The organism is Blastococcus sp. SYSU DS0616, assembly GCF_054051015.1.
The window spans coordinates 20,138-32,371 of record NZ_JBJHAJ010000026.1 but is presented as its reverse complement, the minus strand read 5'-3'; the positions used below and the strand labels follow the sequence as shown (position 1 = coordinate 32,371).

Annotated in this window: 8 protein-coding genes; 7 read left to right on the top strand and 1 reads right to left on the bottom strand. The window is 73.4% G+C overall.

The genetic code is table 11. From position 1 onward, the window contains the following. Positions 1-3 precede the first annotated feature (3 nt). From recF to ACI79K_RS17015, 4 genes are read left to right on the top strand one after another with little or no spacing between them, the layout of a single operon-like run. Positions 4-1,182: a DNA replication/repair protein RecF gene (recF, locus tag ACI79K_RS17030; protein ID WP_456600280.1), complete on the top strand. Its 1,179-nt coding sequence runs from the start codon at positions 4-6 to the stop codon at positions 1,180-1,182. Beyond that, positions 1,179-1,679 carry a DUF721 domain-containing protein gene (locus ACI79K_RS17025; protein ID WP_456589587.1) on the top strand — a complete coding sequence of 167 codons (501 nt, stop codon included), beginning with the start codon at positions 1,179-1,181 and terminating at the stop codon, positions 1,677-1,679. The genes recF and ACI79K_RS17025 overlap by 4 nt, the downstream gene beginning before the upstream one ends. Before the next feature lie 43 nt (positions 1,680-1,722). Further along, entirely contained in the window at positions 1,723-2,712 is a 990-nt protein-coding gene (locus ACI79K_RS17020) for a hypothetical protein (RefSeq protein WP_456600279.1), read from the top strand. A gap of 14 nt (positions 2,713-2,726) precedes the next feature. Then, positions 2,727-4,484 (top strand): ABC transporter ATP-binding protein, encoded by a 1,758-nt coding sequence (locus ACI79K_RS17015; RefSeq protein WP_456600278.1) that lies wholly within the window; start codon positions 2,727-2,729, stop codon positions 4,482-4,484. Between the two features lie 28 nt (positions 4,485-4,512). Here the strand turns inward: ACI79K_RS17015 and ACI79K_RS17010 are convergent, their stop codons facing one another. Continuing rightward, on the bottom strand, positions 4,513-6,096 hold the full coding sequence (locus ACI79K_RS17010; protein WP_456600277.1) for an SDR family oxidoreductase: 1,584 nt from the start codon (positions 6,094-6,096) through the stop codon (positions 4,513-4,515). Positions 6,097-6,377: 281 nt separating this feature from the next. Between ACI79K_RS17010 and gyrB the strand changes: the two genes are divergently transcribed. The 3 genes from gyrB to ACI79K_RS16995 all read left to right on the top strand — a co-directional run bounded on the left by gyrB (position 6,378) and on the right by ACI79K_RS16995 (position 11,961). Further along, positions 6,378-8,408, top strand: coding sequence for a DNA topoisomerase (ATP-hydrolyzing) subunit B (gene gyrB / locus ACI79K_RS17005; RefSeq protein WP_456596019.1), 2,031 nt, complete (start codon positions 6,378-6,380; stop codon positions 8,406-8,408). 113 nt (positions 8,409-8,521) lie between these two features. Next, positions 8,522-10,990 carry a DNA gyrase subunit A gene (gene gyrA, locus ACI79K_RS17000; protein ID WP_456600276.1) on the top strand — a complete coding sequence of 823 codons (2,469 nt, stop codon included), beginning with the start codon at positions 8,522-8,524 and terminating at the stop codon, positions 10,988-10,990. A 107-nt stretch (positions 10,991-11,097) separates the two neighbouring features. Further along, a complete protein-coding gene (locus tag ACI79K_RS16995) occupies positions 11,098-11,961 on the top strand; it encodes a DUF3566 domain-containing protein (protein WP_456600275.1) in 864 nt (287 codons plus the stop codon). Positions 11,962-12,234: the final 273 nt, after the last annotated feature.

Genomic DNA, 12,234 nt, shown 5'->3' with positions numbered 1-12,234 from the left:
GAGGTGTACCTGAGGCACCTGCAGGTCGGCTCCTTCCGCAGCTGGGACCGGGTGGACCTGGCCCTGGGGCCGGGGCCGACCGTGTTCGTCGGGCGCAACGGCGAGGGCAAGACCAACCTCGTCGAGGCGGTCGGCTACCTGGCGACCATGAGCAGCCACCGGGTCTCCGGTGACGCTCCGCTGGTCCGTCACGGAGCGGCCCAGGCGGTGGTCCGCGCGGCGCTGCGCCGCGGTGACCGGGAGCTGCTCGTCGAGATCGAGATCAACCCCGGCAAGGCCAACCGGGTGCGGGTGAACCGGGCCGCCCTGCCCCGCCCCCGCGAGGTGCTGGGCCTGGTGCGCACGGTGCTGTTCGCGCCCGAGGACCTCTTGCTGATCCGTGGCGACCCCACCGAGCGGCGTCGCTTCCTCGACGAGCTGCTCGCCACCCGGACGCCCCGCCTGGCCGGCGTGCGCAGCGACTACGAGCGCGTGCTCAAGCAGCGCAACGCACTGCTGAAGACCGCCCGCCTGGCGCGCGGCAAGGCGATGGAGACCCTCGACGTCTGGGACGGGCACCTCACCGACCTCGGCGGTCAGCTGCTGGCCGCCCGCCTACGGCTGGTCGCCGACCTGGCGCCGCACGTCGCCGAGTCCTACGCCGGCGTCGCCGGGGACGGCGCCGCGACCGCGGGCCTGGGCTACAGCTCGACGGTGCCGCTGGCCGGGGACGGCGCCGCCCTGCGGGCCGACGACGAGCTGCCCTCCGGGGCGGAGCTCACCGAGGCGATGCGGGCGCGGGTCGCCGAGCGCCGCGGCGACGAGCTCGACCGCGGCATGACGCTGGTGGGGCCGCACCGCGATGACCTGGTGATCCACCTCGGCCCCGCCCCCGCGAAGGGCTTCGCCAGCCACGGGGAGAGCTGGTCGCTGGCCCTGGCGCTCAAGCTGGCCACCTTCGCCCTGCTCCGGAGCGAGGGCGAGGACCCCATCCTGATCCTCGACGACGTGTTCGCCACGCTCGACGCCGAGCGGCGGGCGGCCCTCGCCCAGGTCGCACGGTCGGCCGAGCAGACGCTGATCACCGCGGCCGTCGTCGACGACGTGCCCACGGAGCTGCGCGGCACCCGGGTCGAGGTGGGCGGTGGCCTGGCGCTCGTGGTGAAGGACGCCGTCCCGGCCGGTGAGGGAGGAGCCCGGTGAGCGAGGACCGGCCGGCGCGGCCCAGCGACATCGCGCGAGCCGCGCTCGAGGCGGCGCGGGCCGCCTCGGCGGCCCGGCCGCGGCCCACCCGTCGCCGGATCGCCGGCCCGCGCCGCACCTGGACCGGGCCGCGCCCGGGCGCCGACGACCCCCAGCCGCTCGGCAACCTGGTCGACGCCCTGGTCAACCAGCAGGACTGGTCGGCCCGGACGAAGGTGGGCTCGGTGTTCGGCCGGTGGGACGCGATCGTCGGCCCCGACATCGCCGCGCACTGCCGGCCGCAGACCCTCAGCGAGGGCGAGCTGCTGGTCGTCGCCGAGTCCACGGCGTGGGCCACGCAGCTGCGGCTGCTGGCGCCGTCCATCCTCGGCAAGCTGCGCGCGCAGGTGGGCGGGGACGTCGTGACCCGGTTGCGCGTTGTCGGACCGACGGCTCCCAGCTGGAAGAAGGGTCCGCGCTCGGTGCGCGGCCGGGGGCCGCGCGACACCTACGGATGAGGCGCCCGCCCGGCGGGCCGGCGCCGGGGAGGACGATGCAGGTATGAGCACCCCCCGCGACGGTGACCGGGACGGCTTCGACGACGGCGACGGCCGCGGCTGGCGCGAGCCGCCGCACCTCGGCGGCGGCGGGGCCGGGGACGAGGACCGTCCCAACTTCGCCGACCGGCGGAGGACGCCCCGCGACGAGCCGCCGGCCAACCAGCCCTGGCAGCCCCCGGGGTGGGACCTGCCCGCAGCGGAGCCCGAGCGTCCGGCTCCGTCCCGGGAGGACGTGCCGCCGGCGGGCTACCCGCCACCGCAGGGCCCGCAGTACCCGCAGGCGCAGCCCCCGCAGGAGCAGCACCCCCAGCAGCAGTTCCCGCCCCAGGAGTTCCCGCCACCGGAGCAGCCGGCGCGACGGGGGCTGTTCGGCCGCCGCCGGCGCACGCCGGGCGCCGTCGAGCAGGTGTTCCGCTACGAGGGCGACCTGGTGGGCGCCCAGGGATGGGCGCTGCAGAACGGCTGGACGGTGTCCGACGGCACCGCTCCGGAGGACGCCCCCCTCGACGACCTGATCGCCAGCGCTCCCGTGCGCGCCACCAAGGACCACCGGGCGGGGAACGTGCTGCGCGGCCGGGCGGGCACGCTCGAGCTGGTCGCGTTCGACGTCGTCTACGCGTCGGGCCGCTACCTCGTGCCGGAGTACGCGGTCACCGCCGTCCCGATGCTGGGTAGCGTGCCGGGCTTCCGGCTGAGCCCGGCCCGCTTCTGGCGGCACCGGACCGGCGGCCTCGTGCCGATGCCCAGCGGCGACGAGGCCTTCGACGCCCGCTGGCTGCTGCTGGCCGCCGAGGACGACCCGCGGCTGCGCCGCCTGGCCCAGGACCCGGCCGTGCACGCGCTGCTGCTCGGCAGCGACGACGGCGACGAGTTCTGGTCGGCTGCGGGGCACGTGGCGGCGGTCCGGCCCGACGGGCACCGGCCGCAGTTGCTGGAGCACCACACGCGGCTGCTGACGGCGATCACCGCCGGCCTCACCGCCGGCGCCTGACGGCGTCGCCCGCGGTGACAGCTCCGGCGGACGGCCCTGCCCCGGCCGCGCGGCTGGCCGACCTGCTGCCGCTCCTGCGCCCGCACCGCCGCCAGCTCCTGCTGGCCGCCGGGCTGTCGCTGGTCGGCGCGGCCGCTGCGCTCGCCCAGCCGGCTCTCGTGGCGCGGGTCATCGACGTGGTGGGTGCCGGCGACCCGCTGCTTCCTGCGGTCGGGCTGCTCGTGGTCGTGCTGGTGGCCGCGTCGGCCCTCTCGGCGGTGCAGCAGTTCGTCCTGCAGCGCACGGCCGAGGGGTTCGTGCTCACCACCCGGCTGACCCTGGTCGACCGGTTGCTGCGGCTCCCCGTGGCGGAGTACGACCGCCGCCGCACCGGCGACCTGATGTCCCGGGTGGGCTCGGACACCACGCTGCTGCGCGCCACCGTGACCGCCGGCGTGGTGGAGGTCGCCGGCTCGGTGGTCGTCGGGGTGGGCGCCCTGGTGGCCATGGCCGTGGTCGACGTCTGGCTGCTGCTCGTCACGGTGCTGGCCGTCGCCGTCGGTGCGGTCGTCGCCGTCCTCGCCTCCCGCGGCGTGCGCCGGCTGTCGCAGCGCGCCCAGGAGGAGGTCGGGGCGATGACGGCGGCGGTCGAGCGGGCGCTGTCGGCGGTCCGCACCATCCGGGCCAGCGGGGCCACGACGCGGGAGGTCGCGGCCGTGGGCGCCAGTGCCCGCCGCGCCTACGCGGCCGGCGTGCAGGTGGCCCGGCTGGAGGCGCTGGTCTCGCCGGCCGGCTCGATCGCCGTCCAGGGGGCCTTCCTGGCGGTGCTCGGCGTCGGCGGCTACCGGGTGGCGAGCGGTTCGATCACCGTGGCGTCCCTGGTCGCCTTCATCCTGTACCTGTTCCTGCTGGTCATGCCCCTGGGTCAGGCGATCAGCGCGTGGACCCAGCTGCAGACCGGCCTGGGCGCGCTCGCCCGGATCCAGGAGGTGCTCGCCCTCGCGCCGGAGGACGACGAGCGCCCGCAGCGCACCGGGTCGGGATCAGTGGCGCCGGTCGCCGGCGCACCGCTGCTGGAGCTCGACGGCGTCTCGTTCGCCTACCCCGACGGCACCCCCGTGCTGCACGGGGTGTCCCTCCAGGTCCCCGCCGGCAGCCGGGTCGCGCTGGTCGGCCCGTCGGGTGCGGGCAAGTCGACGGTCCTGGCGCTGATCGAGGGCTTCTACCCGCTCTCCGGCGGGGCGATCCGGTGGGCGGGCACCGACGTCCGGGACCTGCCCCGGGCGGCCCTGCGCGCCCGGCTCGGCTACGTGGAGCAGGAGGCGCCGGTCCTGGCGGGGTCGGTGCGCGACAACCTGCTGCTCACCCGGCCCGACGCGGCCGATCCCGAGCTGTGGGCGGTGCTCGCCGACGTGGGCCTGACCGAGGTGGTGCGCCGGTCCCCGCGCGGCCTGGACGTGCTGGTCGGCGACGAGGGCGTGCTGCTCTCCGGGGGTGAGCGGCAGCGCCTGGCCATCGCCCGCTCCCTGCTCGCCCGGCCGGAGCTGCTGCTGCTCGACGAGCCGACGGCGAGCCTGGACGCGCGGAACGAGGGACTGCTGCGCACGACGCTGGCGGCGGCGTCGGCGGGCCGGGCGCTGCTCGTCGTCGCCCACCGGCTGTCCACCGTCCTCGACAGCGACCAGATCGTGGTGCTCGACGAGGGCCGGGTGGTCGCCCGCGGCACCCACGACGAGCTGGTCGGCACGAGCCCGCTCTACCGGGAGCTCGCCGCCGCCCAGCTGCTCGTCTGAGGCCGCTGATGATCAGGTCACCTGATCGTCAGGGGTCCTGGCTCACCGTCGACGCTGAGTCAGGACCCCGCGCGGTGAGCCAGGACGGCGCGTCGGCCCGTCCGCTGCGTCGCTCGGCCGCTCGGGTGATGCCGCGCAGCATGCCGCCGAAGACGAAGCCGTGGAAGAGGGCGACCGCCCACCAGTACAGGTGCCCGGCCAGCCCACGCGGGGCGAAGGTCGCCCGCTGGCGCAGGGTCGTACCGCCCGCGGCCGGGTCTTGTTCCACGTGGAACTCCAGCCAGGCGAGCCCGGGCAGCCGCATCTCGGCGCGCAGCCGGAGCAGCCGGCCCTCCTCGCGCTCCTCGACCCGCCAGAAGTCCAGCGCATCGCCGACGTAGAGCTCGTCGGGGTCGCGCCGTCCCCGCCGCAGACCCACCCCACCGACCGCCCGGTCCAGCCAGCCGCGGACCCGCCAGGCCAGCGGCCAGGAGTACCAGCCGGCGTCCCCGCCGATGCCCTCCACCACCTGCCACACGGTCTCGGCCGGAGCGGTCGTGGGCCGCACCCGCTCGTCGACGTAGAGGCTGCCCCCCGCCCAGTCCGGGTCGGTCGGCAGCGGGTCGGAGGGCGCGCCGGGGACCGACGCCGACGCCCAGCGGGTCACGACGTCGGAGTCGTGCACCCGCTGGATGGCCAGCCGCACCGCCTCGTCGAAGCCGAGCAGCCCCTCCGGCGGATCGGGCACGTAGCGGGCGATGTCGTGCTCGGTCGCGACGACGGTGTTGCGCAGCGACTCGACCAGCGGGCGCGCGATGGACGCGGGCACCGGCGTGATGAGGCCGACCCAGTGGCTGGACAGCGACGGGGTGAAGATCGGCACCGGCAGGATGCGCCGCCGCGGCAGCCCCGCGACCCGGGCGTAGCGACGCATCATCGTGGCGTAGTCCATGACGTCGGGGCCGCCGATGTCGAAGCAGCGGTGCACGTCGGCCGGCAGCCGGCCGCAGGCGACGAGGTACCGCAGCACGTCGCGGATCGCGATCGGCTGGATCCGGCTGTGCACCCACCGGGGCGTGACCATCACCGGCAACCGCTCGGTCAGGTGCCGCAGCATCTCGAAGGACGCCGACCCCGAGCCCAGGACGACGGCGGCGCGCAGCACCACCGTCGGCACGCCGGAACCGAGCAGGATCGCCGCGACCTCGGCCCGGGAGCGCAGGTGCGGGGAGAGCTCCTCGTCAGCCGGCGCCATCCCGCCCAGGTAGACCAGCCGGCCGACGCCGGCCGCGCGCACCGCCGCGGCCATCACCGTCGCGGTGTGCCGGTCGGCCGCCTCGAACTCCGGCCCGGTCCCCAGCGCGTGGATCAGGTAGTAGACGACGTCGACCCCGGCGCACGCCGCTGCGACCGACGGCGCGTCCCCCGCGTCGGCGCGCACGATCTCCACGTCCCCGGCCCACGGGTGGTCCCGCAGCCGCTCCGGCGAGCGGCTCATGACCCGCACGCGGTGGCCGGCGGCGAGGAGCGCGGGCACGAGACGGCCCCCCACGTAGCCCGTGGCTCCGGTGACGAGGCAGGTGAGGGGCGGGCCGGACTGGTCGTTGCCGGGGGCGGCGGCGGGTGGTGCCATACGGCCGAGTCTGCGGCCCCTCCGACGGCCGCGCGCGGCACGGAACCGGCCAGCGTCGCCCTGACGGCGTGTCGGGGTGGGGGCCAAGCAGGATGGTGGCGGAGCCCCCGCGAGAGGCGCAGACACGGCGTGAGGGCGTGCACGACGCTGTTCCTGTCACACCTCGCGGTATCGTGGGAGACGAAAACCGCCAGCAACCGGCTGAGCGCCCGCCTGCGCCGTCGAGCCCCCCGCACCGGCTGGGGCCGCGATGCGCCGGTTGCTCGAGAGGAAGGCCCCACGTGGTCGCAGCACCCCAGACCGAGTCCGCATACTCGGGCAGCTCCATCACCGTCCTCGAGGGTCTCGAGGCGGTGCGCAAGCGCCCCGGCATGTACATCGGCTCGACCGGCGAGCGCGGCCTGCACCACATGGTGTGGGAGGTCGTGGACAACGCCGTCGACGAGGCCCTGGCCGGCTACTGCGACACCGTCCGGGTGACCCTGCTGGCCGACGGCGGCGTCCGGGTCGAGGACAACGGCCGTGGCATCCCGGTGGACATGCACCCGGTCGAGAAGCGGCCCACCGTCGAGGTGATCATGACCGTCCTGCACGCGGGCGGGAAGTTCGACGGGAAGAGCTACGGCGTCTCCGGTGGTCTGCACGGCGTCGGCGTCACCGTCGTCAACGCGCTGTCCACGAGGCTCGACGTGCGTGTCTGGACCCACGGCAAGGAGTGGTTCCAGGAGTACGCGGAGGCCAAGCCCGGTCCGCTGCAGGAGATCGGTCCCACGAAGAAGCGCGGCACCGCGATCACCTTCTGGGCCGACCCGACGATCTTCGAGACGACGACGTACTCGTTCGACACGATCAGCCGGCGCCTGCAGGAGATGGCCTTCCTGAACAAGGGCCTGACCATCGTGGTGCGCGACGAGCGCCCCGGTCACGGCAAGGCCGAGACCGGCATCGGCGAGGAGTCGCTGGCCGAGGCGGCCGCGCCGGTCGCGGGCGAGGAGGAGGCGTTCGAGCCGACCGAGGTCACCTACCGGTACGACGGCGGCCTGGTCGACTACGTGGCCTACATCAACCGGCGCAAGACGCCGATCCACAAGTCGGTCATCGGCTTCTCCGCCGACGGCGTGGGCAAGAACGACACCGCGATGTCGGTGGAGATCGCGATGCAGTGGTCCGACGCCTACTCCGAGTCGGTGCACACCTTCGCGAACATCATCAACACCCACGAGGGCGGCACCCACGAGGAGGGTTTCCGCGCGGCGCTCACCTCCATCGTGAACCGGTACGCGGTGGAGAAGAAGCTCCTCAAGGAGAAGGACGACAAGCTCACCGGGGACGACATCCGCGAGGGCCTGGCGGCGATCGTCTCGGTCAAGCTCGGCGACCCGCAGTTCGAGGGCCAGACGAAGACCAAGCTCGGGAACACCGAGGTCAAGGGCTTCGTGCAGCGTGTGTGCAACGAGCAGATCGGCCACTGGTTCGAGGCCAACCCGACCGAGGCCAAGACGATCATCACCAAGGCGGCCTCCGCGGCTCGCGCCCGCCGCGCGGCGCAGGACGCCCGCAAGCTGGCTCGCAAGAGCCTGCTGTCGGTGAGCGGGCTGCCCGGCAAGCTGGCCGACTGCCGCTCCACCGACCCGCGCAACTCCGAGGTCTACATCGTCGAGGGCGACTCGGCCGGCGGCTCGGCGAAGTCCGGCCGCGACTCGATGTACCAGGCGATCCTGCCCATCCGCGGCAAGATCATCAACGTCGAGAAGGCGCGCATCGACCGGGTGCTCAAGAACACCGAGGTCCAGTCGATGATCACCGCCTTCGGCACCGGCATCCACGACGAGTTCGACATCTCGAAGCTCCGGTACCACAAGATCGTGCTGATGGCCGACGCCGACGTCGACGGCCAGCACATCAGCACCCTGCTGCTGACGCTGCTGTTCCGCTTCATGCGGCCGCTGGTCGAGGGCCAGTACGTCTACCTGGCCAAGCCCCCGCTCTACAAGATCAAGTGGGGCGGCAAGATCGGCGACGAGTACGCCTACAGCGACAAGGAGCGCGACGCGGTCGTGAAGGCCGGCGTCGAGAGCGGCCGCAAGATCAAGGACGAGATGATCCAGCGGTTCAAGGGGCTCGGTGAGATGAACGCCAGCGAGCTCTGGGAGACCACGATGAACCCCGAGACCCGGATCCTCCGCCAGGTCACCCTCGAGGACGCCGCAGCCGCGGACGAGATCTTCAGCGTGCTCATGGGCGAGGACGTCGAGGCGCGGCGCAGCTTCATCACCCGCAACGCCAAGGACGTCCGCTTCCTCGACGTCTGAGGCCCCGTCCCGGGTCCCGCCCTGAGCTCGCGAAGGGTGGGAGGACGGGGTCCATTAACGGTCGACTTGGCCTTTTGTCCACCCCTGTGCACCGACCTGTGGAGATCTGAACCGTGACGGAGACCCCACCCCGCGACCGCGTCGAAGCGGTCGACCTCCAGCAGGAGATGCAGCGCAGCTACATCGACTACGCGATGAGCGTGATCGTGGGCCGCGCGCTGCCCGAGGTGCGCGACGGCCTCAAGCCGGTGCACCGGCGCGTGCTGTTCGCCATGTACGACCAGGGCTTCCGCCCCGACCGCGGGTACGTCAAGTGCGCCCGCCCCGTCGCCGAGGTGATGGGTAACTACCACCCGCACGGTGACTCGGCGATCTACGACGCCCTCGTGCGGCTGGCCCAGCCCTGGTCGATGCGCTACCCGCTGATCGACGGGCAGGGCAACTTCGGCTCCCCGGGTAACGACCCGGCGGCCGCGATGCGGTACACCGAGTGCCGGCTCACGCCGCTGGCGATGGAGATGCTGGCCGGCATCGACGAGGAGACCGTCGACTTCCAGGGCAACTACGACGGCCGCACCGAAGAGCCCGTCGTCCTGCCCTCGCGCATCCCGAACCTGCTGATCAACGGCTCGGCCGGGATCGCGGTCGGCATGGCCACCAACATGCCCCCGCACAACCTGCGCGAGGTGGCCCAGGCGGTCTTCTGGATGCTCGACCACCCCGAGGCGGAGGCCGAGGAGGCCCTGACCGCGTGCATGGAGCGGATCAAGGGCCCCGACTTCCCGACCCACGGCCTGATCGTCGGCCGCGAGGGCATCGAGGACGCGTACCGCACCGGCCGCGGCTCCGTGCGGATGCGCGCCGTCGTCACCGTCGAGGAGGACAGCCGCGGGCGGGTGCAGCTGGTCGTCACCGAGCTGCCCTACCAGGTCAACCCCGACAACCTCGCCGAGGCGATCGCCGAGGGCGTCCGCGAAGGCCGCCTGCAGGGCATCAGCGAGATCGCCGACGAGTCCAGCGACCGGGTCGGCCGCCGGCTCGTCATCACGCTGCGCCGCGACGCCGTCGCCAAGGTCGTGCTGAACAACCTCTACAAGCACACCCAGCTGCAGACGTCCTTCGGCTGCAACATGCTCTCCATCGTCGACGGCGTCCCGCGCACGCTGCGCCTCGACGAGCTGGTGCGCAACTGGGTGCTGCACCAGGTCGAGGTCATCCAGCGGCGCACCCGCTACCGGCTGCGCAAGGCCGAGGAGCGCGCGCACATCCTGCGCGGTTACGCCAAGGCGCTGGACCAGCTGGACGCCGTCATCGCCCTCATCCGGAGCAGCGAGTCGGCCGACGCCGCGCGCACCGGCCTGATGGAGCTGCTCGACGTCGACGAGATCCAGGCCGTCTCGATCCTCGACCTGCAGCTGCGCCGGCTCGCCGCGCTGGAGCGGCAGCGGATCCTCGACGAGCTCGCCGAGATCGAGGCCCGGATCGCCGACCTGCAGGCCATCCTCGAGTCCCCCGAGCGGCAGCGGCAGATCGTCCGTGACGAGCTGGCCGAGATCGTCGAGAAGTACGGCGACGACCGGCGCACCCAGTTCGTCGCCAACGAGGGTGACGTCTCGATGGAGGACCTCATCGCCGAGGAGGAGGTCGTCGTCACCATCACCCGCACCGGGTACGCCAAGCGCACGAAGAGCGACCTCTACCGGTCGCAGCGCCGGGGCGGCAAGGGCGTCATGGGCGCGCAGCTGAAGCAGGACGACATCGTCGACCACTTCTTCGTCGGCTCCACCCACGACTGGATCCTGTTCTTCACGAACAAGGGCCGGGTCTACCGGGCGAAGGCCTACGAGCTGCCGGAGGCCAACCGGACCGCCCGCGGTGCGCACGTGGCGAACATCCTCGCGTTCCAGCCGGACGAGAAGATCGCCCAGGTCATGCAGATCAAGGACTACACGGTCGCGCCGTACCTGGTGCTCGCCACCGCGAAGGGCCAGGTCAAGAAGACCCGGCTGACCGACTTCGACTCCCCGCGCCAGGGTGGCGTGATCGCCATCAACCTGCGCGACGGCGACGAACTGGTCGGCGCCGCGCTGATCGGCCCCGACCAGGACCTGCTGCTGGTCACCCGCAAGGCGATGTCGATCCGCTTCAAGGCCGACGACGCCGCGCTGCGTCCGATGGGCCGGGCGACCGAGGGCGTGCGCGGCATCTCGCTCGCCGACGACGACCGGCTGCTGTCGATGATCGTCGCGCAGGAGGGGGTGGACGTCCTCGTCGCGACGGAACGCGGCTTCGCCAAGCGCACCGGCATCGAGAACTACCCGAACCAGGGCCGGGGCGGCAAGGGCGTGCTCACCGCCGACCCGAAGGCCCGCAAGGGGGCCCTGGTGGGGGCGCTGGCCGTGACCCTCGGCGACGAGCTGTACGCGATCACCTCCGGGGGTGGCGTGATCCGGACGCCGGTCAACGGCGTGCGCCACAACAAGGATCGGGCCACGATGGGTGTCAAGCTGATGAACTTGCCGGAGGACGTCTCCATCGTGGCGATCGCGCGTACGACGGACAACGACGAGCCCTCGGCCTAGGGTGAGTAGCTAGGCACGCAGGAGACTGCGGCTCCGCGGCGGTCACGAGCCGTCGCGGAGCCCGGGACCGAAGGAGCGGCACAGCCGCTGCGGAACGGGAGACAGGCATGAGCGACCGGACGGACGGTTCGGTGCGCACCGACTCCCGGGCCGGGGACGGAAGCGCGGCGGAGGGCACGCCCACCCACGGCAACCCCGCCCCCACGCAGTCCATCCCCGCGACCGGCAGTCAGCGGGTCCAGTCCCCTGGCACCGGGGCGGCCCCGGTGGTCCCGCAGCCGCTGGCCCCGGACACCGGTTCCTCCCCGGCGCAGCCCGGGTCGACTCAGCAGGGCTCGGCGCCGAAGGGCTCGACTCAGCAGGGCTCGGCGCCGCAGGCCTCGGCGCAGCAGGCTGCGACACAGCAGGGTCCGGCGCCGCAGGGCTCGACGTCGCAGGCCTCGGCGCAGCAGGCTGCGACACAGCAGGGTCCGGCGCCGCAGGGCTCGACGTCGCAGGCGCAGGCTTCCGGCGCGGAGCCGCCCGCGGGCGCCCCGGACGGCGCAGCCGGTCCGGTCGGCGTCAGCGTCGGGGGAGCCCGCTCCGGTCGGGGCAAGGCCGGCCGTGGCCCCCGCCGGGCCCGGCTCCAGATCCGCCACATCGACACCTGGTCGGCGCTGAAGATCTCGCTGATGCTGTCGATCGCCCTCTTCTTCATCTGGATGGTGGCGGTCGGCCTGCTCTACATGGTGCTCGGCGGGCTGGGCGTCTTCGACGCGGTGAACGACCTCTTCGGGCAGATCGGCAGCGCCTCGGGGAACGAGTCCTCCGGGGACGTCGTGACGATCGGAGTCGTGTTCTGGGGCGCGGCGCTCATCGGCGCCATCAACGTCGTCCTGCTCACCGCGCTGTGCACCGTCGGCACGTTCATCTACAACCTCTGCTCCGACCTGGTCGGGGGGCTCGAGGTCACGCTCTCCGAGCGCGACTGAGCACTCCGTCCTCCTCCGGAGGACGCCGCGGCCAGGTGCCGTTCCCCGGTCGGGCGGAGCGTGTCCGTCGTCCCTGCGCGGACCCTCCGGGCCTATTCGGGACGACCGGGCAGGCGCGCTGTAGGGGTTCATCTCGCGCTCTGGTGGGCCTGCAGGGTCCCGGGAGCACGGACAACACCCCCAGAGCGGGCCGGCGCGGGCGAAGCGGGGGTCCAGGGGCCGGCGCAGGGCCCGGGTTCGCCGAAGGCGGGCGCGTGAGCCGGCGCGGACGGG

Bases quoted from the DNA above. Each gene is read 5' to 3' on its own strand.
- ACI79K_RS17020 (WP_456600279.1), top strand. From the start codon at position 1,723: ATGAGCACCCCCCGCGACGGTGACCGGGACGGCTTCGACGACGGCGAC.
- ACI79K_RS17010 (WP_456600277.1), bottom strand. From the start codon at position 6,096: ATGGCACCACCCGCCGCCGCCCCCGGCAACGACCAGTCCGGCCCGCCC.
- ACI79K_RS16995 (WP_456600275.1), top strand. From the start codon at position 11,098: ATGAGCGACCGGACGGACGGTTCGGTGCGCACCGACTCCCGGGCCGGG.